The sequence below is a fragment of the Leadbetterella sp. DM7 genome (assembly GCF_040829825.2).
In the GTDB taxonomy this organism is placed as follows: Bacteria; Bacteroidota; Bacteroidia; order Cytophagales; family Spirosomataceae; genus Leadbetterella.
This window is the reverse complement of the sequence record NZ_JBFOLH020000002.1, coordinates 359,013-385,085: the sequence shown is the minus strand read 5'-3', so window position 1 is coordinate 385,085 and position 26,073 is coordinate 359,013. Positions and strand designations below refer to the sequence as shown.

The 26,073-nt window shown below is 50.3% G+C and carries 23 protein-coding genes; 19 read left to right on the top strand and 4 right to left on the bottom strand.

Translation table 11 applies throughout. The annotated features are described in order from the left end of the window. Nucleotides 1–275: 275 nt before the first annotated feature. From dapF to AB2U10_RS03560, 3 genes are all read right to left on the bottom strand, one after another. Nucleotides 276–1,037, bottom strand: coding sequence for a diaminopimelate epimerase (gene dapF, locus AB2U10_RS03570; protein WP_367914221.1), 762 nt, complete (start codon nt 1,035–1,037; stop codon nt 276–278). A 135-nt stretch (nt 1,038–1,172) separates the two neighbouring features. Then, nucleotides 1,173–1,526 carry a 50S ribosomal protein L19 gene (gene rplS, locus AB2U10_RS03565; protein WP_367914220.1) on the bottom strand — a complete coding sequence of 118 codons (354 nt, stop codon included), beginning with the start codon at nt 1,524–1,526 and terminating at the stop codon, nt 1,173–1,175. Between the two features lie 255 nt (nt 1,527–1,781). Continuing rightward, nucleotides 1,782–2,822, bottom strand: coding sequence for a VOC family protein (locus AB2U10_RS03560; protein ID WP_367914219.1), 1,041 nt, complete (start codon nt 2,820–2,822; stop codon nt 1,782–1,784). A gap of 341 nt (nt 2,823–3,163) precedes the next feature. Between AB2U10_RS03560 and AB2U10_RS03555 the strand changes: the two genes are divergently transcribed. The 14 genes from AB2U10_RS03555 (at nt 3,164) to AB2U10_RS03490 (ending at nt 19,185) form a co-directional block, all read left to right on the top strand. Further along, nucleotides 3,164–3,553 carry a VOC family protein gene (locus AB2U10_RS03555; RefSeq protein WP_367914218.1) on the top strand — a complete coding sequence of 130 codons (390 nt, stop codon included), beginning with the start codon at nt 3,164–3,166 and terminating at the stop codon, nt 3,551–3,553. An 84-nt stretch (nt 3,554–3,637) separates the two neighbouring features. Continuing rightward, on the top strand, nt 3,638–4,711 hold the full coding sequence (locus AB2U10_RS03550) for a D-TA family PLP-dependent enzyme (protein ID WP_367914217.1): 1,074 nt from the start codon (nt 3,638–3,640) through the stop codon (nt 4,709–4,711). Continuing rightward, the gene (locus AB2U10_RS03545) at nt 4,708–5,079 is read left to right on the top strand and encodes a co-chaperone GroES (protein ID WP_367914216.1); all 372 of its coding nucleotides are present in this window, start codon (nt 4,708–4,710) and stop codon (nt 5,077–5,079) included. Before AB2U10_RS03550 ends, AB2U10_RS03545 begins: the two co-directional genes overlap by 4 nt. 102 nt (nt 5,080–5,181) lie before the next feature. Then, nucleotides 5,182–7,689: a cytochrome c biogenesis protein CcsA gene (gene ccsA, locus AB2U10_RS03540; RefSeq protein ID WP_367914215.1), complete on the top strand. Its 2,508-nt coding sequence runs from the start codon at nt 5,182–5,184 to the stop codon at nt 7,687–7,689. Next, the gene (locus AB2U10_RS03535; RefSeq protein WP_367914214.1) at nt 7,686–8,285 is read left to right on the top strand and encodes a DUF4230 domain-containing protein; all 600 of its coding nucleotides are present in this window, start codon (nt 7,686–7,688) and stop codon (nt 8,283–8,285) included. The genes ccsA and AB2U10_RS03535 overlap by 4 nt, the downstream gene beginning before the upstream one ends. Before the next feature lie 72 nt (nt 8,286–8,357). Then, a complete protein-coding gene (locus tag AB2U10_RS03530) occupies nt 8,358–8,819 on the top strand; it encodes an META domain-containing protein (protein WP_367914213.1) in 462 nt (153 codons plus the stop codon). A 72-nt stretch (nt 8,820–8,891) separates the two neighbouring features. Then, on the top strand, nt 8,892–9,200 hold the full coding sequence (locus AB2U10_RS03525; RefSeq protein ID WP_367914212.1) for an MmcQ/YjbR family DNA-binding protein: 309 nt from the start codon (nt 8,892–8,894) through the stop codon (nt 9,198–9,200). 103 nt (nt 9,201–9,303) lie between these two features. Further along, nucleotides 9,304–9,726, top strand: coding sequence for a CBS domain-containing protein (locus AB2U10_RS03520; protein ID WP_367914211.1), 423 nt, complete (start codon nt 9,304–9,306; stop codon nt 9,724–9,726). Between the two features lie 249 nt (nt 9,727–9,975). Then, complete coding sequence (secA, locus tag AB2U10_RS03515; protein WP_367914210.1) at nt 9,976–13,278, top strand: preprotein translocase subunit SecA; 3,303 nt, start codon at nt 9,976–9,978, stop codon at nt 13,276–13,278. 362 nt (nt 13,279–13,640) lie between these two features. Beyond that, nucleotides 13,641–15,479, top strand: a complete 1,839-nt coding sequence (locus tag AB2U10_RS03510; RefSeq protein WP_367914209.1) for a beta-N-acetylhexosaminidase — start codon at nt 13,641–13,643, stop codon at nt 15,477–15,479. 98 nt (nt 15,480–15,577) lie between these two features. Next, nucleotides 15,578–17,308: a DUF4091 domain-containing protein gene (locus AB2U10_RS03505; RefSeq protein WP_367914208.1), complete on the top strand. Its 1,731-nt coding sequence runs from the start codon at nt 15,578–15,580 to the stop codon at nt 17,306–17,308. A 134-nt stretch (nt 17,309–17,442) separates the two neighbouring features. Further along, a complete protein-coding gene (locus AB2U10_RS03500) occupies nt 17,443–17,982 on the top strand; it encodes an OmpA family protein (RefSeq protein ID WP_367914207.1) in 540 nt (179 codons plus the stop codon). A gap of 4 nt (nt 17,983–17,986) precedes the next feature. Then, nucleotides 17,987–18,550, top strand: a complete 564-nt coding sequence (locus AB2U10_RS03495; RefSeq protein ID WP_367914206.1) for a helix-hairpin-helix domain-containing protein — start codon at nt 17,987–17,989, stop codon at nt 18,548–18,550. Nucleotides 18,551–18,678: 128 nt separating this feature from the next. Beyond that, the gene (locus AB2U10_RS03490; RefSeq protein ID WP_367914205.1) at nt 18,679–19,185 is read left to right on the top strand and encodes a KdsC family phosphatase; all 507 of its coding nucleotides are present in this window, start codon (nt 18,679–18,681) and stop codon (nt 19,183–19,185) included. Nucleotides 19,186–19,194: 9 nt separating this feature from the next. Here the strand turns inward: AB2U10_RS03490 and AB2U10_RS03485 are convergent, their stop codons facing one another. Beyond that, the gene (locus AB2U10_RS03485) at nt 19,195–20,055 is read right to left on the bottom strand and encodes a hypothetical protein (RefSeq protein ID WP_367914204.1); all 861 of its coding nucleotides are present in this window, start codon (nt 20,053–20,055) and stop codon (nt 19,195–19,197) included. Between the two features lie 198 nt (nt 20,056–20,253). Here AB2U10_RS03485 and bamJ point away from each other — a divergent pair, with 198 nt between their 5' ends. The 5 genes from bamJ to AB2U10_RS03460 are packed head-to-tail and all read left to right on the top strand — an operon-like array spanning nt 20,254 to nt 26,022. Further along, on the top strand, nt 20,254–20,919 hold the full coding sequence (gene bamJ / locus AB2U10_RS03480) for a BamJ family beta-barrel-assembly machinery protein (protein WP_367914203.1): 666 nt from the start codon (nt 20,254–20,256) through the stop codon (nt 20,917–20,919). A 50-nt stretch (nt 20,920–20,969) separates the two neighbouring features. After that, nucleotides 20,970–23,060: a carboxy terminal-processing peptidase gene (locus AB2U10_RS03475; protein WP_367914202.1), complete on the top strand. Its 2,091-nt coding sequence runs from the start codon at nt 20,970–20,972 to the stop codon at nt 23,058–23,060. Between the two features lie 15 nt (nt 23,061–23,075). Further along, on the top strand, nt 23,076–24,404 hold the full coding sequence (locus AB2U10_RS03470; protein ID WP_367914201.1) for an APC family permease: 1,329 nt from the start codon (nt 23,076–23,078) through the stop codon (nt 24,402–24,404). A gap of 26 nt (nt 24,405–24,430) precedes the next feature. Beyond that, entirely contained in the window at nt 24,431–25,402 is a 972-nt protein-coding gene (locus AB2U10_RS03465) for a polyprenyl synthetase family protein (RefSeq protein ID WP_367914200.1), read from the top strand. Next, on the top strand, nt 25,399–26,022 hold the full coding sequence (locus AB2U10_RS03460; RefSeq protein ID WP_367914199.1) for a rhomboid family intramembrane serine protease: 624 nt from the start codon (nt 25,399–25,401) through the stop codon (nt 26,020–26,022). Before AB2U10_RS03465 ends, AB2U10_RS03460 begins: the two co-directional genes overlap by 4 nt. Nucleotides 26,023–26,073: the final 51 nt, after the last annotated feature.

The window sequence follows — 26,073 nt, the reverse complement described above, 5'->3', positions numbered from 1 at the left end:
ATTAAATTAATATTAGGTTTGTTCGAAAGTCTAAACCTTAAAGTCGGGCAATAGGCAGACAGTATCGGGTAAAGATTTGATATGAGATGTTCAGGATATACTCACCATCCACGGATATCACACTACAATTAAAGGTATATCTAAATTTCGAAAAAAATTGATTTGATGGATCGGGCGGATCTGGTTTTGCCGCCCGGATTTCCGGAAGTGACTTTGAAATCGGGTGCAAGATACAATACAAAAAGTATTTCCTCCAAAAAAATAAACGGCAAATTCTATATTTTACCGCTAAAAACCTGTTTTGCGGGGCCCGAAAGGACAATTCCGGAGATTTTAGGGCCGGTTTGGAAAGATACTTTCAGCTCGCCGCCCAGGGTGGTTACCCGGAGGTGATCACCGGCTGACCTGCGCAGGTGGCTTACAATGGCCGCTGCCGTTACGCCGGTTCCGCACGAGTAGGTCTCGTCTTCCACCCCTCTTTCGTAGGTGCGTACCTTCAGGGTACCCGCGTCAATGACCTGTACGAAATTCACATTCACTCCGCCGCGGCTTTTCCAGTAGTCGCTGTAGCGGATGGCCGCACCCAAAGTCTTCACATCCAGGCTGTCGGTATCGGTATGAAAGATGACCAGGTGGGGCGAACCCGTATTCAGGAAGTAGCCGTCCTGAACCTCTTCTATGCCATCCACGTCAATCATGTGCAGGAATACGTTGCCGTGCTCTATTTTCGATTCGTGCCCGCCGTCAACCGCCAGGAAACGGGTGCTGCCCTCAAAAATGCCCAGGTCTGCGGCAAACTGCACGGCACAGCGGCCCCCGTTGCCGCACATGCTGCCCTCGGCACCGTCAGCATTGAAATAACGCATCCGGAAGTCGTAGCCTTCGGCATTTTCAATGAGAATGAGGCCGTCAGCACCTACGCCGAAGCGGCGGTGGCAGATACGGGCAATGTTTGCCTGCGTGTCATCGAACTGCATGCCGCGGTTATCGATCATCACGAAATCATTTCCGGTTCCCTGGTACTTGAAGAATTCCATTGGTTGGAGTGTTTTGATCAACACACTCGAAATTTAACACATTTCGTCCTGAAAAAAAAAGTCATCTCAAAGAGATGACGTTTTTCTACAAATTATGAAAAAGCTATTACTTAAAATCTTTAAAGCAATCGCTGCTTATTTTTTCAATTCTTTGATTCTGGCGGCTTTACCGTGCTTACCTCTCAGGTAATACAATTTAGCTCTGCGCACCTTACCTCTCCTGATCACTTCAATTTTATCAATTGAAGGCGACAGTACAGGGAAAATTCTTTCTACACCCACACCGTTGGAGATTTTACGAACGGTAAATGATTCTCCCGGAGTTCCGTAGTTTTTTCTTTGGATCACTACACCCTGGTAAAGCTGTATACGCTCTTTGTTACCTTCGATAATCTTAACGTACACATTTACAGTGTCTCCAGCCTTAAAGTCAGGAAGGTTGGCATTGGTTCCGTTAACCTCTGACTCTACAAATTTAATTAAGTCCATTTAATAAAAAAAATTAATAGATAAATTTTATGTTTCAAAGAGGCTTCCTTTAGGCAAAAAGGAGGCGTTTGAGAAAAAGTGTGGCAAAGATAAGAAATATTTTTATAAATCCGTCAAGTTGTGTTTTTGTAAATTTGTTTTTCCGCTTTTCTAAAGGTCTGTGTCCTTGTTATTGCGAAAAACGACTTCACGAAAAAACGAAAAAACAAATTTATAAAAACACGAATTTACAAAAAAAACTAATTCACCTCGTCCTCACTTCACCTTCACCCGGCCCATTCCCAGGGCATTGATCATCCAGTTGGGCAAACGTTTGCCTGTTCCCCGTTCTTTCAGGTTAATGTACCAGCCCAGCTTTTTCAGTACGGGTACGCGGTGGGTTTCCACAAATTCCAGCAAAGTGCCGTCAGGGTCTTCAATATAGGTAAAACGGCCTGCCGCTTCGCCCATGTCAAACGAGTTGGCGCTATCTACCGTAAAGGGGTAGCCCTGTGCGTTTAAACGGGCCGCCAGGGCGTCCATGTTGAGGGTATCAAAACAGAGGTGTATGTACCCCAGGTCACCCCAGGTGCGTCCTTCCATAATTTTCCGGGGCGAAATATCCAGGGCCTGCACCAGCTCAATTTCGGTATTGCCGATCAGCCGGGTAAAGGCACCTTCCGGGCTTTCTTTTTTGCGGAGCAGAACGCGGCGGAACGTATTCCGGCTTTGCCCGGCATCGGGAAGATCTTCAAAGAAGCCCGTTTTGTCGTAAACTATTTCGTCCAGTCCGAGGGCTTCCGAATACAGGGGCAGCACTTTCTCGATATCGCTTACACCGATCACAGCACCGAGAACCCCGCCGGTGTTAGAGGCTTTGGGCTTGAACCAGGAGTCGTCTTCCACCACCACAATCGGGTTACGGTAGGGGTCTTTCAGCCATACCAGCGGTTTGCCGTCAGGGCCGGGCACGGCTTTCAGGTTGTTGGCATAGGCAAAATCGCCGAGATTCTGGCACTTGATCCGGGCAGCAAAAATGCCCAGGTCTCCGAAAGCCGGTTCAAAATCGGCGGCTAAGGGCAGCGGCCGTTTGGATTCCCAGATTTCTGCTCCGCCACCTCCGGCAATGTTTAACGCCATGATGGCCCGCCGCCGCCGGATGTTCCCGTTAGTGTACCTGACCATCAGCTTGGCGTCAGCCACATCATCAAAGAGCGGAATGTTCAGGTTGAAGGTCTTGTTGTACCATTGAAAGGCTTCCTCTGCGTTTACCACGCCTATTCCTATCTGCTGAATGCCGGTTATGAGATTTCCCATTGATTTGAAATATTGCTTGACTTCAAAGGTACAGAGGATTTTTAAAAGTGGCAACCGGAGCCGGCGCATTATCTTCAGATCCCGTCTGCCTTCCATTCATCAGGAATGGCTTTCAGCTGCTTCTTACCGGCCAGCATGATTTTCTGCATAGCGGCTATTTCCTGCGGGTTGGTGTAATCCACTTCCGGCACCAGCTTCTTAGCTTTTGCGAGGGCATCTGTGGTTTTTGATTTCAGCTCAAATTAAAATTAATTTACGGAGGAAACCCCACTCCTTGCATCGGTAGGAGATTTAGGCCTATTTTTGTTCCTGAAAGAAGATCAGCCGGGGCTGAAAAAGAATTGTTTATGTTAAAAGCAGTACATCATATTGCGGTCATTGTTTCGGATTACGGGCGCTCTAAAGATTTTTATACGAGGGTGCTGGGCCTGGAAGTGCTGCAGGAAGTATATCGGGCAGAACGCGGCTCATGGAAGCTCGACCTGGCCCTTAACGGACAGTATGTGATAGAGCTTTTTTCGTTTCCCGATCCGCCTGCGCGGGTCAGCCGGCCTGAAGCCTCGGGCCTGCGCCACCTGGCATTTGCGGTGGGAAACCTGGATGCCTGCGTGAAGGCCCTCGAAGAAAAAGGAGTAATTTGTGAGCCGGTACGTACCGATGAATATACCGGAAAACGTTTTACTTTTTTTGAAGATCCCGATAAATTACCGCTGGAATTGTATGAGCTGTGAATGTAAAAGAGAAACGTATATCGTGGCAAATGAACCCCGGAGCCAGGCGCCCGGATCTATATGCCCTGAACTAATTTATAACCCATGAACTACCGGAATCTTGACTCGCCCGCACTCGTTATTTTTAAGGACCGGGTGATTGAAAATATCGATGAGATGATCAGGGTGGCCGGAGGCACGGCCCGCCTGATGCCGCACGTGAAAACCCATAAGATGCCGGAGGTCATGCGCCTGATGATCAGCCGGGGCATAAGCCGTTTTAAGGCTTCTACCATTGCCGAGGCCGAGATGGCGGCTATGGCCGGAGCCTCTGCCGTGCTGATTGCGCATCAGCTGATAGGGCCAAAGATCGGCCGGCTGAAAGAGCTGACGGAGAAATACCCCGGAACCGCCTTCTCCACCCTGGTCGATTGCCGGGAAGTGGCCGGCGAGCTGGCGGCCGGAATGGACAAGGTATCGGTTTATCTGGATATCAATAACGGGATGAACCGTACCGGGCATGAGGTCAACGACGACCTGTGGCCGTTTTTTGAAGAGGTGCTGGCCCGGGAGAATATCACCATCAAAGGCCTCCATATTTATGACGGTCACATTACCGATGCCGACCTGGCCGAGCGGCAAAAACGGGTGAGCGCAGGCATGCAGCTCCTCGACGGGTTTGTCCGGAAGGCATCGGAAAAGGTGCCCGGCCTGGAGCTGGTATGCGGAGGCTCGCCGGCTTTTACGGCGCATGTGAGCGCTGAAAACCGAATACTTTCACCGGGTACCAGCGTTTTCTGGGACTGGGGCTATGGCGATAAGTTTACCGAGCAGCATTTTACACCGGCGGCCTTTGTGCTGACCCGGGTGATCTCCAGGCCTGCAGCGGGCATTATCACTACTGACATGGGCCATAAGGCAGTATCGGCTGAAAACCCGGTAGACTTCAGGATCCGTTTCCCGGAACATCCGGATCTGAAATTAAAAAGCCAGAGCGAAGAGCACGGTGTGCTGGAAACGGAACGTTATGACCGGTATACGGTAGGCGATGTGCTGCTGGGAATTCCGTATCATGTTTGCCCTACCGTGAATTTATACGACCAGGCGTATGTTTTTGATAAAGGAGAATATGCCGGAACCTGGGATATTACGGCGAGAAAAAGAAAGATTACAATATGATTTCAGTAACGAACGATAACAAGCTGAAGAAACTGCTGGTAGTGGGCGACAGGGTATTGATCAAGCCCAAAAATCCGGGTGAAAAAACCGGTTCGGGGCTGTATCTGCCGCCTACCGTTACCGAGAAAGAAGAAGTGCAGTCGGGCTACGTGCTCAAAGTAGGACCGGGTTACCCGCTGCCTGCTGCAGATGAAGACGAGGCCTGGAAAGCCAGACCCGTCAGGTATATGCCCCTGCAGGCGGAAGAAGGAGATGTGGCCATTTACCTGCAGCGCCACGCGGTGGAAATCCGCTACGGGGATGAAAAATATGTGATCCTGCCGCAGTCGGCCATCCTGCTGCTGGAACGGGCCGAAGATTTATTTTGAAATAGTCTAAACAAGTGTGGTAAGGCTTTAATTTTCTTCTTTTTAAGTCGTAACCGGCTTTTTAAAAGTATTTTTGTGGTTTATTAAATCAAATAAGCGGTAATGCTTCGTTCATATCTTGGGCAAATAGGCCATGCTTCGGCCATCCTGGCTTTTCTATCATCGGTTATTTCGGCTTATGTGTATGTGCTGGCCTCGCGGGAGGGGAGTGACAGTTACTGGAAAAAGCTGGCACCTAAAATTTTCATCGTACACGGGGTTTTCGTTATCGGGGTGGTGGCCACCCTGTTTTCCATCATCCTGAATAAATATTTTGAATACCATTATGCCTGGGACAACACCTCGCTGAGCCTCCCGGTGGGCTATGCCATTTCTACTTTCTGGCAGGACCAGGAAGGGAGCTTCCTGCTGTGGATGTTCTGGAACGTGCTGGTGGGCTTTGTGCTCATTTCCTGGTTCCGTAGCAAGGGAAAACGCTACGCCGGGTATGAGAACCCTATGATGGCTGTTTTTGCTGCCGTTCAGGCCTTTTTAACCAGCATGATCGTGGGGGCCGTGCTTTTCGCTGACTTTAAGCTGGGCAGTACACCGTTTCTGCTGCTGAAAGAATCTATGCCGAATGCCCCCATGTGGGCTACCAACCCTGATTTTATACCCAAAGACGGTAACGGGCTGAACCCGCTGCTGCAGAATTACTGGATGGTGATTCACCCGCCCACCACGTTTCTGGGCTTCTCCATGACTACCGTTCCGTTTGCCTTTGCGGTGGCTGCATTGTGGAAGCGCGACTATGAGGGCTGGATCAAAGTGGCTCAACCCTGGACCCTCGCCGCGGCTATCCTGTTGGGTACCGGCATCATGATGGGGGCCGTGTGGGCGTATGAAACCCTGAACTTTGAAAGCTACTGGAACTGGGATCCCGTAGAAAACTCGGTATACGTGCCATGGCTGGTGATGATAGGGGCCCTGCACACCATGATGATCTCCAACAAAAGCTCATCGGCGCTGAAAACCACCTTTGTGCTGACCATTGTGCAGTTTATCCTGGTATTGTACAGTACATTTTTAACCCGGAGCGGGGTACTGGGCTCGGCCTCTGTGCACTCGTTTACCGATCTCGGGCTTTCAGGACAGCTGCTGGTATACCTGTTTTTCTTTATCCTGGTATCGGCGGTGCTCCTGGCTGTTCGCTGGAAAGAACTGCCGCGGGACGAGAAAGAGGTTTCTACGTATTCATCCGATTTCTGGATATTCATCGGGGTTACCGTGCTGGTGCTGGCGGCTTTCCAGCTCACGGTTACCACGTCTATCCCGGTGTATAACAAAATAGGCGAGCTCTTCGGCCTTAAGCTGAATATGGCCATGCCTACTGATCCTGTAGCCCACTTTACGGTATTCCAGATGTGGCTGTTTGTGGGGGTAGTGATACTGACGGGCATTGCCCAGTATTTCTTCTGGAAAAACCGGGGGAAGCTCACCTGGAGCAAGCTGGTGAACCCGCTGGTGATCAGCCTGCTGCTGACGGCGGTTGTTATCTCGCTCACCGGCGTGAACAAGTGGCAGTACATTGTATTGCTGGCTGCGGGCATGTTTTGTATCACGGCCAATGTGAGCGTGCTTTTTCAGTTCAAAAAAGGAACCATCGCCGGGGGGGCGGTGTCGCACATGGGGGTAGCCCTGATGCTGGTAGGCATTATGTATTCTTCGGCCTATCAACGGGTGATATCGCTGAATTTTGACGGCAACCAGCTCTTCCGGAACGAAAAAGACAACCAGGAAAGTACCCTCCTGTATGTAAAGCGGCCTACGCGCATCCAGGACTTCAACCTGACCTACGGCGGCGAATTCCTGAAGATCCGCGGTATACCGGGCTATGTGGAAAAACGGTTTGTACAGCAGGTTATCAACAGCGACTACAAAGGGACCCTGCGTGCCGACCTGATGGACGGCGATAAGCTGCTGGCCAAAAAAGGCGATACTGTGGAATACAATGCCGAGAATACCTATTACCAGGTGAACTTTAAACGGGGAGAAAAAGAAGACTTTAACCTTTATCCCCGCTACCAGATCAACCGGCAGATGGGAAATGTGGTTTCTCCCGACATCAAGCACTACTGGAACAAAGATATATACTCGCACGTCAACTACGTGACCACTGGCGATGAAAAGCAGTGGACCCCCACGGAAGAATACTCCGTGGCGCTGAAAGATACCTTTTTCCTGAATGACCATATCGCTATTCTCGACGAAGTAAACCAGCTGAACGAGCTTGACGGCATGCCGCTCGGCGAGGGCGATGTAGCAGCCGAAGCCACCCTGCGCATCCTGGAGCGTGACGGCGAGCGTATCCTGAAGCCGGTATTTGCCATTAAAAACCGGGAGATATGGAGCATTCCGGTGGTCAGCAATGAGCTGGGGATACGGGCGCAGCTGCTCCGGATCGACCCGTCTACCGGCCTCTTTACTTTTGGAATCAACCGCGGAGAAAAAGAATACATTATCCTGAAAGCCATAGAAAAACCGTTTATCAACCTGTTGTGGACAGGTACGATCCTGGTGTTTACAGGCCTTGCGATCAGCTCCTTCCGGCGGTTTAAAATCATTTCATGAGAAAATGGATCACCATACTGTTTTATGCGGTGATTGCCGCTCTTCTTATCCTGATCTGGGAGAAGGTACGGTCTTTTAAGCTTTTTAAGGACAGGGAGGCCGTCACTACCCACAATATTGTACTGAAGGAAATCTCCGGGCTGGGCAACCTGGAACTGGTGAAATACGCCTACCGCGACGTGGTGGAGCAAAGTATTGCCCGTGATTTCCTGCCTGATCCGAAAGCCATTCTCATCATACAGGGAGAAGCCGTGGGCTGTATCGACCTCCGGAAAGTGACGGCCGATGACATTGTCGGCCGGGGTGATACCCTGGTAGTGAACCTGCCGAAACCGGAGATATGCTACCACAAGATTGACCACAGCCGCTCAAAAGTATACCACACCGAATACGCTTTTATGAACGAAGGGCTCCTCCTCGAAGAAGCCTATAAACGGGCGGAGCAACAAATCCTCCAGTCGGCGCTCGACTCGGATATCCTGGAGCAAACCCGTCAGAATGCCGACCTGGTGCTCAAACCCCTGCTGGAAAACACTACCGGTAAGAAAGTTGTGCTCAAATATCCTATGGAAGGAGAGCTCAGACGCCTGAAGTAATGCGGCTTTCCCGTTCTTTTTTTCCAGGTAAAAGATTATATTGCAGGTTAAAATTTAAACAAGCATACACGAATGAAAAAAACATTTTATGTATTTGCCCTGGCTTTGGCCATGGCAGCATGCAACCCCGGAAAAGAAAGCACGGAAACTACCGCTGAAGAGACGGTTCAGGCGGCAGGAACGGGCTTATTCGACAAGCAGTGGAACCTGGCCGAAATTAAGGGCAATGCGGTGGTATTAGACAGCAGCTTTCATGCCACTCCGCACCTTACTTTTACGGAATCAGACAGCAGCGTGGCCGGAAACGCCGGGTGCAACCAGATAGGTGGCGGCTTTATGTTGACCGGGAGTGACGGCATTACATTCACCAAAATGCGGTCTACACTCATGGCATGCCCCAACCTTGAAGTGGAGCAGCAGTTTGTGGCCGAGCTGGAAAACATTAAAAAATACCGGATCGAGGGAACTACGCTTTTACTGAACAATGAGAATAGCGAAACCCTGCTGAAGCTGGAAGGGATAGACAAGCCCTGAACCCGGGCAAACGTCACATAAAGACTTCCCGGATAGCCGGAGCTATTGAACGATTTGATAATCAGGGATAAAATGACCCAAAAGGAATTTGAAGATCTGGCCCTTTCATTCCCGGGAGCAGAATCACGCCCGCATTTTGACCGGACTGGCTTCCGGGTAACCGGTAAAAGAATGTTTGCCACCTACCTGGAACAGGACCATTCGGCCAATATATTTTTAACGCCCGGAGAACAGGCCGCCTTTTGCGCGGCGGCTCCGGGCATTTATCCTGTCCCGAACAAGTGGGGCGAAAAAGGCGCTACCACTTTTCTGCTAAGCCAAGTACCCCGCGAGATCGTCAGGGAGGCGCTTTTGTCGGCGTATGATAGTGTAGTAGGCTGATATCTTTTGCCCGGTTATGACCCCCTTCATATCCGCACCTGCCGCCCGTCATTTTCTGCTTCATGATATACGTTTAGCTTTAAACCATTAATCGCTGACAATTATGATAAAGAAAAGAACGCCGGTTGCTGCCATTATGAGCAGGGACCTCATTACCGCAGACGTCAACAGCAGTCTTCGCCACGTCAATACCCTGCTGAAAGAACATAATATACGCCATTTGCCTGTAGTTTCAGGTAAAAAGCTGGTGGGGATCATCAGCAAAACAGATATCCTGCGGCTGAGCTTCGGCGATATGTTTGAAGGACAGAAAGATGCCGATGAGGCTGTGTTTGACATGCTGAAGCTGGAGCAGGTGATGGTCAGCAGACCCATTGTAGTGGCCGAAGACCAGAGTATTAAAGAAGTGGCTGAAAAATTTACGCAGGTAGATTTCCATGCCATGCCTGTGGTCAGCGGGGAAGAGCTGACCGGGATGGTTTCTACAACGGACCTCATTAAATACCTGTTGGAACAGTATAATTAAGTTTCGAGTACCGAGTTCCGAGTACTTAGTTTCGGGTATTTAGTTTCGGGTATTTAGTTTCGGGTACTTAGTTCCGGGTGGTTGACTGTTGCTTTTACTCGGAACTCGGAACTCGGTATCCGGAACTAATCTGCCATTTTGTCCGTTTATCCCGATTTTTGTAATTACCGCATTATTATTGATAACCGAACGTTGTTATTAAATAAATTTGCAGTGTAATTAAAATACGACAGTACGTCATAAAAGTTTATGCTTAATTTTCTCACGAAAGGGGTTGCCAAGATATTTGGTACAAAATCGGAAAAAGATATTAAGGCCCTGAGTCCTTATGTAGCTGCTACCAACGAGGAGTATGCCAGGCTGGTTTCATTAAATAATGATGAATTCAGGCAGAAGACACAGGATCTGAAAGATTATATCCGTGAAAAGCTGGCCGATATCGACCAACAGATCGCCGAGCTGAAAGAACAGGCCGCCGGTGATTTGTCGATAGACCGCAAAGAAGAATTGTTTAAAAAGATCGATGAGCTTGGCCTCAAAAGAAATGAGGAGCTGGAAGTGGTGCTGCTGGAGATCCTGCCCAGGGCCTTTGCCATTGTGAAAGAAACGGCCCGCCGGTTCCTGGAAAATGACGAGCTGGAAGTAACCGCCACTCACCTCGACCGCGAGCTGGCCATGACCAAAAGCCATATCGAGATCAAAGGCGATAAGGCTGTCTGGAAGAACGAATGGTATGCGGCCGGTAACCTGCTGAAATGGGATATGCTGCATTACGATGTGCAGATCATCGGTGGTGCGGCCCTGCACAAAGGAAATATCGCCGAAATGGCCACGGGTGAAGGTAAAACCCTGGTGGCGACCTTCCCGGCATTCCTGAACGCCCTGGCCGGAAAAGGAGTACATATTGTAACGGTGAACGATTACCTGGCCCGTCGTGACTCTGAATGGATGGGACCCATCTTTGAATTTAACGGGGTTACCTGCGACTGTATCGATAAGCACCGGGCCAACTCACCGCAGCGGAAGAAAGCCTACAATGCCGACATTACCTACGGTACCAACAACGAGTTCGGCTTTGATTACCTCCGGGATAACATGGTAAGTGACCCGGAAGAGCTGGTACAACGCGAGCACCACTACGCTATGGTGGATGAGGTAGACTCCGTGCTGGTGGATGACGCCCGTACGCCCCTCATCATCTCCGGTCCGATGACCCGTAAAAACGACGATGAGCTGTACAACGCCCTGAAACCCCGCGTATCCCAGCTGGTAGAAATGCAGAAGCAGCTGGTGAGCGGCTACCTGGTAGAAGCCAAGAAGCTCATTGCCGAAGGCAATAAAAAAGACGGCGGACTTTCCCTGTTCCGGGCCTTCAGAGGTTTGCCGAAAAGCAAGCCCCTGATCAAGTTTCTTTCCGAAACCGGTATAAAGAAGCTCCTGCTGGATACCGAAGCCATTTACATTGCAGAAAACCAGAAGCTGATGCCTGAGGCTGATGCGCCCCTGTATTTTACCATTGATGAAAAAAACAACTCGGTTGAGCTGACCGATAAAGGGATCGACTACCTGTCGGCCCAGGGACAGGACCCGCAGTTCTTCATTATGCCTGACCTCAGCATTGAGATGACCGCTATTGAGCGTTCTGACCTGAATGCCGAAGAAAAAATCCTGAAAAACGATGAGCTGATCAGGGATTATTCGACCAAAGCAGAGCGTATTCATGCCGTTAACCAGCTGGTGAAAGCCTATACCCTGTTTGAGAAAGATGTAGACTATGTGCTGATAGAAGGCAAGGTGAAAATTGTGGATGAGCAGACCGGTCGTATCATGGACGGCCGCCGCTGGTCAGACGGGCTGCACCAGGCAGTAGAAGCCAAAGAAAACGTGAAAGTGGAAGACTCTACCCAGACCTACGCCACCATCACACTGCAGAATTACTTCCGGATGTACCACAAGCTGGCCGGTATGACCGGTACGGCCGAAACCGAAGCGGCGGAATTCTGGAAGATCTATAAGCTGGATGTAATCTCTATTCCTACCAATAAAACGATTATCCGGGAAGACCGGGAAGACAAGGTCTATAAAACCGTGCGTGAAAAATACAACGCCGTGGTAGACGAGATTAACGAAATGGTCAGCATAGGCCGCCCGGTGCTGGTGGGTACCACCTCGGTAGAAAATTCCGAGCTGCTGAGCCGTATGCTCACCCTGAAAAAAATACCTCACCAGGTACTGAATGCCAAGCAGCACGCCCGTGAGGCAGATATCGTGGCAGAAGCCGGTAAGCCGGGTACCGTGACCATCGCCACCAACATGGCGGGTAGGGGTACCGACATCAAGCTGACCCCGGATAGCCGGGAGTCGGGTGGACTGGCCATTATCGGTACCGAAAGACACGAATCAAGAAGGGTTGACCGTCAGCTGAGAGGCCGGTCGGGCCGGCAGGGAGACCCCGGTTCATCGCAATTCTTTGTCAGCCTGGAAGACGGCCTGATGCGGATGTTCGGCTCAGACCGGATTGCCAAGGTAATGGACCGCATGGGTATGGAAGAAGGAGAGGTGATCCAGAGCTCCATGATCACCAGCTCTATTGAGCGGGCCCAACGCAAGGTGGAAGAGAACAACTTCGGGATGCGGAAACGCCTCATTGAATACGATGACGTGATGAATATCCAGCGGGATACCATATACAAACGGAGAAAGAACGCCCTCTTCGGCGAGCGACTGGCCCTGGATATTGCCAACATCATCTACGATACCTGCGCTGACATTGTAAGACAAACGGCCGGTAATTACGAAGAGTTCGAGGTACGGTGCATGCAGCGGCTGGGCATGAAGCCTGAAATCTCTGAAGCAGACTTTGCCAAAGGCGGTGCCTCGCTGATCCATACCCTGTACGATATGGCTGAGGCCCATTATAATGCTAAAAACGATGCCATCCGGAAAAACATCGTGCCGGGTCTGCGGAATATCCTGAACGACCGGCAGGCCCTGGTAGACGAGCCGTATATGGCGGTCATCAGCGACGGAACCCGGCGCATGGCGGTTTACGCCGACCTGAAAAAATCAGTGGAGTCGGAGGGGAAAGAACTTATCCTGGCCATTGAAAAAGCCATATCCCTGGGCATTATAGACCAGGAATGGAAAGAGCACCTGCGCGATATGGATGACCTCAAGCAGTCGGTACAGAATGCTTCTTACGAACAGAAAGACCCGTTGCTGATCTATAAATTTGAAGGGGTGGAGCTCTTCCAGAGCTTCCTGAAAAAAGTGAACTCGGAAACGGTGGGCTTCCTGATGAAAGCAGGTGTGGAAGAGCTGCGGTTCCAGCAGATCGCTCCGCCGCCGAAACAGTCGAACCCGGCCCTGCAGACCAACCGGGCGGCAGACTCGGAAGATCGCCAGCCCGTAAAGCCTGTTAACGTACAGAAAGTGGCCAACCGTAACGACCGGGTGAATGTTCAATACCGGAACGGAACCGTAAAGCGGGATGTGAAGTTCAAAACGGTGGAAAACGACGTGCAGTCGGGTGAAGCCGTACTGATTGACTAACAGAGACGGGATGATAAGAAGGAGGGTTGCCAGGCATGGCAACCCTTTTTTTGTACCTTACAGACCGGTACAGATTTACACACATAATAAACAAAAAACCTATGAGAATTCTCTCTGACAGCTGCTTTTTCAGAATAAGGGTGCCCAAAAAGTCATAACATTGACCACGAAGTGGTCAAATTTTTGTAGGAAAGGTATATCATTTTTCCAGGGTCTTACCATCGGAGTGACCTGTGAGAGAGTAACACCCTTTGTGAGAAATGATAAATTAATTTAATAAAAGGTCTGTATATAATTAAATTTTTCTATAAATATAAAAAGAAATATTATGTATATTTGGGAAGGAATTAACCAAATATACTATGAGATCACTTTTTCTGGTCGTTCTGGCCGTTTTTGTAAGTACCGTTTTGCCGGCCCAGCAGCCGGTGAACATTATTCCCAAACCGAATAGTGTTCAGGCAAAAACCGGGGAATTTGTTATCAATTCTGCTACGCTGGTGTCGTATGATAATGCCGACAGCAAACGTATGGCAGACCTGTTCCAGGCTTACGTTAATGCGCAATACGGTATAAATCTCAAAACAGCGGAGAAGAAAAGCGGTAAAAATGTAATTCGTTTTGTATCTTCTGCCAAAGGCAATGAAGAAGCCTACCAGCTGGAAGTTTCTCCCCAGACCGTAGAGATCAGCGGGGTAAATGCCGGCCTTTTTTACGGGTACCAGTCGCTGATCCAGCTGCTGCCCCTGGCTGAAAAACCCGGTGAGCTCAGAATCGGTGCGGTATCTATCAAAGATGAGCCGCGTTTTGCTTACCGCGGGCTGCACCTGGATGTGGGCCGCCATATGTTTCCCCTGAGCTTTATCAAGAAATACATTGATATCCTGGCTACCTACAAAATGAACGTTTTCCACTGGCACCTGACCGATGACCAGGGCTGGAGGCTGGAAATTAAGAAATATCCCAAACTTACAGAGATAGGCGGCTTCAGAAAGCAGACCCTGATCGGTAACTATAAGAAAGACGGTGACTATGATGCTACACCTTACGGCGGTTTCTATACCCAGGATCAGGCCCGCGAAGTGGTGGCTTATGCCAAAGAAAGATTTATTACGGTTATCCCCGAAATTGAGATGCCGGGCCACGCCCTGGCGGCTTTGCAGGCCTATCCTGAGCTGGGCTGTTCAGGCGGACCGTACGAAGCAGCCCAGACCTGGGGTGTTTTTGACGATGTATTCTGTGCTGGCAAAGATCATACCTTTGAGTTTTTGCAGGATGTGCTGGATGAGGTGATCACCATCTTCCCGAGCAATTATATTCATATCGGCGGGGATGAATGCCCCAAGGCGGAATGGAAGAAATGTCCGCACTGCCAGAAAAGAATCAAAGACAACAACCTGAAAGACGAGCACGAGCTGCAGAGCTATTTTATCCAGCGGATGGAGAAATATGTGAACAGCAAAGGACGCCGGATCATTGGCTGGGATGAGATCCTGGAAGGCGGACTGGCACCGAATGCCACCGTCATGAGCTGGAGAGGCGACGCCGGCGGGATTGCCGCTGCCAACGAAGGGCACGACGTGATCATGACCCCCAACAGCTATGGCCTTTACCTTGACCACAAGCAGGGACCGGATAAAAACCGTGAGCCGCTGAGCATCGGCGGGTACTCTACCATGGAGAAAATATACGCTGCTGATCCTGTTCCTCAGAAACTGGAAGAAAGCAAGCGCAAGCATATCAAAGGCGTGCAGGGGAATGTATGGACGGAGTACATTGAAACCCCGAATAAAGTAGAATTTACCATACTGCCCCGTTTACTGGCGCTGTCAGAGATTGCCTGGACAGACCCGGCCGGCAAAAGCTGGAAGGAGTTCTCACAGCAACGGGCAGCCCATGAGCTGGCCCGGGTAGATAAATCGGGCACCCTGTACCGGGTACCCGAAGTATACGGGTTGAAAGATACGGTTATCTATGCTTCGGAATATATCGTAAGGGGCCTGGTGCCTTCAGTAGAAGGAGCCAGGATTTACTATACCCTCGATGACTACGACCCTTCCGAGCTGGATCTCGAATTTAAAGACCAGGTGAAAATTGTGGTTCCTCCGGGCAAAGCGCGTGTATTTAAGGCGGTGGTGATCACGCCGTCAGGCAGGAGAAGCAACTTTGTACGGACAGAGGTCATTAATACAAAAAAATAAGAGCAGATTCTGAAATGACGCTGACCCTGGGAACACCCGGTCAGCGTCATTTGCATTTACCCCGTTTACAGGCTGGTTTATATTAAAAAATGAAGAAAATGATAAAATACTTTTCCGGAATTGTTGCCGTTTTCCTGGGCATGACGGCGTGGGCCCAGGATGTCAGTCTTGATTTGCAGAAAGTGCCTGTCACCACCGAAGCAGAGCGTGCCCGGGTGTGGGAAAACATGTCTAAGGCCACGGCTGTCAGCTTCGCCACAAGCTCGCGGCGCTTTCAGAAAGAGCTGCCGCCGGCCATTGTGCAGCAGGACACCTGGGCCGTTAAAGCCTGGAAAAACGAGAAAGTGCATACCCAGGTGCTGACCTGGTCAAAGCAGGAGCTGAGCGGGGTAACCGTGACCGTCAGTGACCTGAAAGACCAGAAAGGAAACACCATAGAAAAGAAGCATATCACAACGGGTTTCCTGGAGTATGTGCTGACCGATGAGTTCCGCGACGGGTGCGGATACCGGAAATCTGCCGATTTTGATTCATCTTATGTGGCTGACCGCATCAACACAGACGTGGCGTCGGTGGCTGTTGCTGCCCGTACTACCCAGCCGCTCTGGCTGAGTATCCGTGTGCCTGAGCAGGCGGCTGCCGGCCGCTATACCGGTACAGTGACCGTTCATGCCGGGCGTAAATTTGTGCTGCAGGTGGTGCTGACCGTACTGGACAAAACACTGCCTTCGCCGGCCGACTGGAAATTTCACCTCGACTTCTGGCAACACCCCGCGGCGGTGGCCCGGGTGCACCGGGTGCCGCTCTGGAGCAAAGAGCACTTTGACCTGATGAGAAAATACTATACCCTGCTGGCTAACGCAGGTCAGAAGGTGATTACGGCCTCTGTTGTGGAAGAGCCCTGGGGCCATCAGACCTATGACGATTACCCCGGGCTGATCAGGTGGACCCGCCGGCAGGACGGGCAATGGAAATTTGACTACAGCCTCTTTGACCGGTATATTGAATTTGTGATGAGCTGCGGCATTAAACAGCGCATCAACTGCTACAGCATGGTGCCGTGGAAAATAGCATTCCCGTATTACGATGAAGGCCTGAAAAAGGAGGTTGTATTTACCGAAGCCATTGGTACACCGGCGTATAATGCCTTCTGGGGCACCATGCTGAAAGACTTTACCCTTCATTTAAAGCAGAAAGGCTGGTTTGAGATAACCACCATTGCCATGGACGAGCGCCCGATGGAAGCCATGCAGTCGGTGATTGCGTTGCTGAAGACAATAGATCCCGCCTGGAAAATCTCCCTGGCCGGCTCCTGGCACCCGGAAATTGAAAAGGATATCTTTGATTACTGTGTGGCCTCGAAATGGACCTTCCCCGATAAAGTACTGAACGAAAGAAAGCAACAGGGAAAAATCAGCACCTGGTATACCTGCTGTACAGAGAAATATCCGAATATGTTCACGTTCTCTCCCCCGGATGAATCGGTCTGGATGGGATGGTATACCGCAGCTACCCGTATGGACGGCTTCCTGCGCTGGGCGTATAACAGCTGGCCGAAAGATCCGCTGAACGACAGCCGGTTTACCGCCTGGCCCGCCGGTGATACGTATTTTGTATATCCCGGGCCGTTCTCTTCCATCCGGATGGAAAAAATCATAGAGGGTATACAGGATTTCGAAAAGATCAGCATGCTCCGGGAGCAATACAAAAACCAGCCGGGTAAATTGCAGCGGCTGGAGGCGGCGCTGAGCAATTTCCGGATTGAAAAGCTGGCGCAGTATTCGGCCGAAGAGACGCTTGGAAAAGTGAAAAACCGGCTAAATGAATAAAAAAGAAAGGGGTAAACCGGGATGAACGGGAAAGTTTTAACCCGTTTATTGAAAAAGTGAGTGTAAAAGTTTGTTTTTATTAAAATAGAACCTATTTTTAGCTCATTATTAATTATTTACACCCGATTCAGATCATGAACAGATTTTTAATCCCTTTAGTGATTTTGCTGGGGTCGTTTTTGTATAGTTTGTTCTGGAACCAGGTCAGAAGACCTTTCTGTGCAAACGGTACGGAGGAAGTAGCGACAGTAGAAGAAGTTGTGGTGGAGGCCCTTCCCCCTGTTACAGAAACTGACACCACCCGGTCAGATCTCACGCCTACGGAAAAAGCACTTTTTGAACCGCTGGATATTTACTTCCAGTCGGGTAGCCCGAACATCATCAGGACAAAGGAAATCAACGACTGGCTGGCACTGGCTAAAAAATACCTGGCAGAAAACCCGGGAGAAAAGCTGAGCCTGACAGGACATACCGACAGCGACGGCTCGGAAGAGCTGAACCAGCGCTTGTCTGAGTCACGGGCGGCCAGGGTTCGCGATATCCTGGTAGGAGAAGGCTTTACCGGTGCCAACCTGGAGGTTTCCGGAAAAGGAGAAACCCAACCGATTGCCGATAACGGCACTCCGGAAGGAAAACAAAAAAACAGGAGAGTTTCGATCAGACTTATTAAATAAAACTATGGAAAATGTAAAATGTTTACTCTGTAATTTCCCGTGGGATCTTTTCCTCTTTTTATTGGCCCTGGGACTTCTTTTATGGTGGCTGTTAAGCTGGCTGGTAGGTAACCGGCTGAAAAAACATACCGAAGAGCTTTATCACCGTATTTCCCTGCTGGAAAGCGAAAATGGCAAGCTAAAGCGTGAATTCAGTGACCGCACGGCTTTCCTGGAAGGAGAGCTCGAAGCCTGCCGCAAAAGCAAGGTAGCCGGAGGAGCGGCCGTTGCAGCGGTTGCCGCCGCAGCCCTGACCGAAAAGCCGAAAATTAAGAAAGATGACCTGAAGATCGTGGAAGGAATTGGTCCGAAGATCGAAGAGCTTTTCAACCAGGCAGGTATTTATTCATTTGATGACCTGGCCAACACCGAAGCTGACAGGCTGAAAGCGATACTGGACGGTGGCGGAAGCCGCTTCCAGATGCACGATCCCACCACCTGGCCTCAGCAGGGCGCACTGGCCCGCGACGGCAAGTGGGAAGAGCTTAAGAAATGGCAGGAAGAGCTTAATAAAGGCAGAGAAGAATAAAATTCTGCCGGGAAGACGGTGCCTGAAAAGGGCGGTTCGCCGCTTTTCAGGCACCGTCGGTATTTCAAACAGCAGCGCTTTTCTGGACAACCCTTCTGTATTCAGGGTACTTCATTTAACAACATTCTATGACAGACAGATTCAGGCAGATAACCACCCTGGTTTTTGATGTAGACGGCGTTTTTACTGACGCCACCCTGACGGTTACCCGCGATGACGTTACCCGTACCTTTAACGTACGTGACGGCTATGCGGTACAGATGGCGCTGAAGAGCGGGTACCGTATTGCGGTTATCTCCGGCGGTAAGCAGGAAAGCATTATTTCGCGAATGAACGCCCTGGGCGTTACCGATGTGTATATCGGGGTAGGCACGGCAGAAAAGCCCGGGGTGCTGGAGAGGTACCTTGCCGGGAAGGGAATTCCGGCCGAAGAAGTTTTATATATCGGGGATGATATTCCCGACCTGCTGATTATGAATGCTTTCCCGGTGCTGGCCTGCTGCCCCGCTGATGCCGTGGAAGAAGTAAAGCAGCGGGCGGATTACATCACCTCTGCACCCGGCGGCCGTGGCGCAGCCCGTGAAGTGATAGAGCAGGTGATGAAAGCGCAGGAGAAGTGGATGAAAGTATTCTGAAAGAGTTTCTCACAGTTTCTCAATCTTCTTCTTATCCTTATGCGACACCTTTACGAGCTCATTGATCCGGGCAATTTCGATGTCGTACCCGCGGGCCGAGCCGCTTACCTGGCGGATGGCATTTACGTTAACAATGATATCACCGCGGAAAACCTCGAACTGGGGATGCCCCTTCAGCTCATCCAGGATGGCCTGGCGCGGAATGTTCATGCTGCTTTTCTCAACACCCAGCATATTCTGGTAATAAAATTCGGAAATATCGCCCAGGCGGATATAGATCAGCTGATTCGGGATCAGGTTCAGCTTTTCTCCGTTGCCCCTGAACGCCAGTACATTTAACGGGTTTTCGGAATTCACCACGCCCTTGCGTTTCAGCTCCTCGTTCTTTTCAATAGCCAGCCGCTCAAACTTATTGTGCAGCATATTCTGCTGAATTACGGCCAGTATTCCCAGGGGAATAATGCTTAAGCCGAACAGGATGAAGGCATCCAGCGGGAAGGCGGCCAGCGATTTGGAATGCAGGTAATAAACGGTGGCCAGGCAGATCAGCGCCGACATGATCAGCAGCTGGGTCAGCTGCTTGCCGGTGGTCCATTTTTCTTCGTTATAGAAATCTTTGATCAGGAGCGGGAAGAGAAACTGGGCCAGGATCATCATGATAAAGGTGATGCCGCCCGAGGTGAAGACCACGTTGTTCAGCTCGGCTGCTTCCAGGTGCTTCAGGCCGAAAGGCCGGAGCAGGAAAGCCAGCGAGGTCACCACCAGGGTTACCAGGAGCGAATGCAGGAAACCCCTGACACTGAGTGTGGAAGAATGGTGGGGCTTCTCAAATACCCGCAATGGTTTCTTAAATACCTTTAAAAAAGACATAAACAAGATGTAAATATTTATACAAAGGAAAATGGCGGCTCTTAATTAAAAAAATAATTAGGGCTTTTATTCTTCGGGTAAATCAAATATTATATCGGCGGATATCAATGTTTTTGTTAATTTTGATGTTAATAAAAAACGAAATTTAACGTTATCAGTCGTTTACCTGTTATACTTTTAATTGATTTATTGATTTTAATGAAACTGACACCCCAATTGCTTATTGCTCCCCTGCTGCTGGCCGGCAGCCTGAACGTTCAGGGCCAGGAGCTTAAAACAACCAACGATTCCCTCAGCTATGCCATCGGCGTGGATGTGGCCACTACCTTTAAAAAACAGAACCTGGCGATCAACGCAGAGGTATTTGCCCGGGCCATACAGGCGACCCTGGCCGATAAGCCGGCCATGAACCCGGAGCAATGCAATGATTTCATCCGGAATTACTTCATGAATGAGAGCATGCGCTCGGCCAAAGAAAATAAAGATAAGGGCCAGGCGTTCCTAAATAAGAACAAAGAAGTTGCCGGGGTGGTTACCCTTCCTTCGGGTCTTCAATACCAGGTTATTAAAGAGGGTACCGGTGCCAGGCCTACGCTTGACGACCAGGTGAAGGTACATTATTCAGGGGAAACACTGGACGGGAACGAATTTGACAGCTCTGTTAAGCGGGGAGAACCCGTGGTATTCGGGCTGACCCAGGTCATCAAAGGCTGGACCGAAGTGCTGCAGCTGATGCCCGTTGGTTCCAAGTGGAAGGTGTTTATCCCGGAAGACCTGGCCTACGGGCTTCAGGCACCGCCGGTGATTGGACCTAACCAGACACTCGTTTTTGAAATAGAGCTGCTGAATATCGTTAAAGAGTGAAAAATGATCAATGCTGAAAACCTGAAGGTGGAAGGCTAAATTTTATACGCATGAAAAGAGCTGGAATTCTTATAATTATACTGGGCCTGGTTAGCTCCCTTAGCCGGGCACAGGCTCCGCACTACGGCTATGAGGCTTTGGCACCCGACTCGGTGCAATACGAAATTCAAACCCGGGTAACCCAGTTTCTGAGCGATTACCATTTCAATAAGTTTGACCTGGACGACTCGCTGTCTTCGCATGTGTGGGACAATTACCTCAACAACATTGACGGCGGAAAGCTCTATTTTACCAAACCTGAGATTGATAGCTTTGAGAAGTACCGGTTTACCCTGGATGAGGCCATGAAAAACGGTAATCTGGAGGCGGCGTTTGCCGTATTCAATAAATACCGTACCAAATACAAGGCCCGTGCAGAATACATTGAGCAGTTCCTGGATAAGCCCATCGACTACAACACCAACCTGGTGATCGAGGCCGACAGGGAGAAAGCGCCGTGGGCCGGATCAGATGCCGAGCTGGATAAGGAATGGGATAAGATACTGATCAACCAGGCGCTGAGCCTGAAGCTGAGCGGCAAAACCGACTCAGCCGTGGTGGCAACCCTGAAAAACCGCTACAGCGTAATGGAGAAACGTACTTCTGCCTATAAATCGGAGAATGTATTTCATTTCTTCATGAATTCGTTCACCGAATACCTCGATCCGCATACTTCCTATATGATCCCGGCGGCGGCCGACCAGTTCAATATTTCGATGTCGCAATCTATTGAGGGCATCGGGGCATCGCTGCTGAACGAAGGAGACTACGTGGTGATCAAGAGCATTGTGCCGGGCGGGCCTCTCTTTAAAAGCGGGGAGGGAAATGTGGACGATTACATTGTGGCCGTAGCGCAGGGCGATGACGGCGAATTCCAGGATATCATCGGGTGGCTTACTGACGATGCCATTAAGCTGATCCGGGGCAAGAAAGGTTCTGTGGTGCGTTTAAAGCTGCTGGCTTCTTCTGCGCCAATGGGGTCAACGCCCCGTACCGTTCGCCTGGTAAGAGACAAGATCAATCTTGAAGAGGCTGTAGCAAAGGGAAGCGTGGTAGATATGAAGCACGGTAACCGGAACTACAAGCTGGGTATTATTGACATTCCCATGTTCTACCGCGACTTTGAATATGCCAATCGCGGGGGCGAGTTCCAGAGTACCACGGCCGATGTGAAAAAGATACTGGAAGATTTCAACCGCCAGAAAGTAGACGGCGTGCTGGTAGACCTCCGCAATAACGGGGGAGGCTCGCTGATAGAAGCCATAGACCTGACCGGCCTGTTTATTAAATCGGGCCCGGTGGTGCAGCGCAAAAGCTCGATAGGGCAGGGAAGTGTGGAATCAGACGAAGACAAATCCATTTCATTTGACGGGCCATTGGTGATTTTGCAGAACCGTTTCAGTGCCTCTGCCTCAGAGATTTTTGCCGGGGCTATCCAGGATTACCAGCGTGGCCTGATCGTGGGCGAAAACTCGTTCGGTAAAGGTACGGTACAGCAGCTGGTCAACCTTGACAGCTATTTTGCCCGCCTGAACGGCCGGAGACCCACTGCGGTGGCCGGTGTAGGGAACGGGAATTCAGTGGCCGGCCTGGGGAACGGAAGTTCAGCCATGAGCGGCTACGGTCAGCTGAAATTTACGTCAGAAAAATTCTACCGGATCACCGGTAACAGCACCCAGATCAAAGGTGTGGCGCCCGATATCACGCTGCCGTCTCCTTTTGATGCCGATGAAATGGGAGAAAAAGCCTATAGCCGGGCGCTTCCCTATGACCAGGTACGCCCTACTTCTTACCAGAAGCTGGGACTTATCAACCCGGAAGTGGTGCAGAAGCTGAATGAAAAATACCAGAAAAGACTGGCTACGGATGAGGACCTCAAAGAGCTGGTAGCCGATATAGAAGACTACCGGAAGAACCGTGATGTGAAAGAATTTTCACTGAATTACGAGGTCAGGAAGAAAGAAATGGAAGAGGCCGACAAAAACAGGAAGTCTATTAAAAAACTGAATAAATCAATTAAGGAAGAAGACAAGGAAAACGATGTCTACCTCCTGGAAGGAGAGAAGATTCTCGGCGACCTTGTGGCGCTGCGGAAGAGTTAACACGGGCTTCTTTAGATGGAAAACGGCAAGAACCAGCTACTGAAGCTACTGGGAATAGGCTTCGGGATTGCGGTAACGGTAGGGGGTACAATTGGTACCGGGATATTGCGCAAGCCCGGCCCTATAGCGGCCGTTATCGGTGACCCTGTCATCATCATGCTGGTATGGGTGGCCGTCAGCATCTATGCATTCCTGGGCGTATTGTGTGCAATTGAGCTGGGTGTCTCCATGCCTGAGGCCGGCTCATGGTACGTATATGCCCGCCGGGCCTTCGGTAAATTCTTTGGTTTTTTTACGGGTATTTCCAACTGGCTGGGTACGGTTTCGGCGCTGGCCTTCGGGGCGTATACCGTAAGTGAATATATGGTGCTGCTGGCTCCCGGGCTGGAGCCTTACATCCGCCTGCTTTCTATAGGCCTGCTGGCTGTGCTGGTGCTGTTTCACCTGACGGGTACCCGGTCAGCCGGTAAATCACAGGAGATCATGTCTTTTCTCAAAGCCCTGGGTTTGCTGACCTTTGTGCTGGTGTGCTTTCTCTTTGGCGGAGATGTAAACTATGAAGCGCTGGCCGTGACCGCAGAGAAGGTAGAACGCCCGGCGTTGTTTCTTGGCGTGATCACCGCGCTGCAGGCTATCTTTTATACATTTGACGGCTGGCATACCGCTTCTTACTTTTCGGAAGAAAATGTAGACCCTGTGAAAAGCCTGCCCAAATCTATGATTTACGGTATCCTGCTCATCATCGTGATTTATCTCCTGGTTAACGCGGCTATCCTGTATGTGATCCCGGTAGACATCCTGGCCGGCTCCAAGCTGGCGGCCTCTGATGCCATCCGTTATATTTTTGGCGACAGCTCGGCCCGGGTGGTGACCTTTTTCCTGATGATCTCCATCCTGGGCCTGATGAACGCCCAGGTGATGTTCTCTCCCCGTGTCATTTTTTCCATGAGCCGCGACGGGCTTTTTCCCCGCTTTGCCCAACGGGTAAGCGCTTCGGGTACGCCCTCACTGGCGATGATGTTTACCGTATTTCTTTCTGTTTTGCTTATTCTCACCGGGAAAGAAGTATGCGAAATCCTTTCGGATATAGCGGTTTTCTTTTTTGTGATCAGCTATATCTCCGGTTTCCTATCGCTTATCCGGCTTCGCCGGACAGAGCCCGGACTCTCCCGGCCTTTTAAGGTACCCGGTTATCCTTTTGTGCCTTATTTCCTGGTGGTCTGTTCGGCCCTGTTCCTGACCGGGGCTATTCTGCAGGATGTCAGAAGCTCTGCTTTTGCCCTGGTGTTTGTGGTGATCAGCTATCCGTTATACCGGATCATAACCCGTACATCACAGAAATAGATTATTTTTACATAAAAAAAGGTTTAATGTCTTTAGAGAAGTTCAGCCATGCGCTGGAAAATGCTTTCGGGAGCTATGTTTACGGCGAATCACCGGAAGAATTGTATGAGCCCATTCGTTATATTATGTCGCTGGGAGGAAAGCGCATCCGCCCTTTGCTGACACTGATCACCGCTAATTTATTTACTGAAAACTGGCAAAATGCGCTTTCAGCGGCCATGTCGGTAGAAGTTTTTCATAATTTCACGCTGATGCATGACGATATCATGGATCAGGCACCTTTGCGCCGTGGAAAACCCACCGTGCACAGTAAATGGGATGTCAACCGGGCCATTTTATCGGGCGATGTAATGCTGGTAGCTGCTTACGGGCTTCTGAGCAATATGGAGCCGGAATACCTGAAAACAGCGCTGAAGCGCTTTAACCGGATTGCGGCAGAGGTGTGTGAAGGCCAGCAGCTGGACATGCTTTTTGCAGAAAGGACCGCCGTAACCAAAGAAGACTACCTGGAGATGATCCGTCTGAAAACTTCGGTGCTGGTAGGCTTTGCCATGGAGCTGGGCGGAATTGCCGCCGGAGCCGGTGAAGCTACCTGCCGGGAATTATACGCTATCGGGGAGAACCTCGGCCTGGGATTCCAGCAGACCGATGACATCCTTGACGTATACGCTGACCCGGATGTGTTCGGCAAGCAGGTGGGCGGTGATATCATTGAAAATAAAAAAACCTGGCTGTTGCTGCGGGCAGTGGAAAAATCGGCAGGAACCCCGCTGGAGAAAGAGCTCTCCGGCTGGTTGCCGGTGACAGACACCGGGGCAAAAGTAGAAGGAATAAGAGGCATTTACGATACCCTCGGCATACGCTCAGAGGCCACGGCCCTTGCCGAAGAATACTTTGAAAAGGCAGAAAGGGGCCTGGCCGCCCTGGAAGTTTCGCGGCCCGCTCAGAAAGAGCATTTACAGGCTATTATTCACCAGATCAGAACCCGTAACAAATGAATTTAACTACCGTCATCATTCTTATTACCGTAATTATGAGCATCTACGGATTCAATAATTACAGCTTTCTTCATCGGCTTATAGATAACCCGTATACCGTAAACCGGCGGAAAGAGTACTACCGGCTGCTGACCTCGGGTTTTATCCATGCCGATTACCTTCACCTGCTGCTGAATATGTATGTGCTGTATATGTTCGGATCGAACATGGAAAGTGTTTTTGCGGCGTCTTTCGGGCAGCAGGGCGGCCTGTATTTTATGGGTCTCTACATCCTGGGAATCCTGGTGGCCAATATCCCGGACCAGGTAAGGCACCGGAATAACCCGGGGTACAATTCGCTCGGAGCATCGGGCGGAGTATCGGCCGTGGTGTTTGCCTTTATTATTTTAGTGCCTTTGTCCAAGCTGATGATCTTCCCGATCCCGGTACAGATCCCGGCCTGGATTTTTGCCATTATCTATGTGGCGTATTCGGTGTATATGGACAGGCGGCAGGCCGATCGGGTCAATCACCTTGCCCACCTCTGGGGAGCGCTTTGGGGAGTGGTATTTATTGTATGGACTTACCCGGGAGCTTTGCCCTATTTCTTTCAGCAGATTGCAGGTTCGCTGCGGTTCTGATGCCGGTTTCAGGGAAGACAGACATATAAATTATTGCGAAAAAAAGTTGCT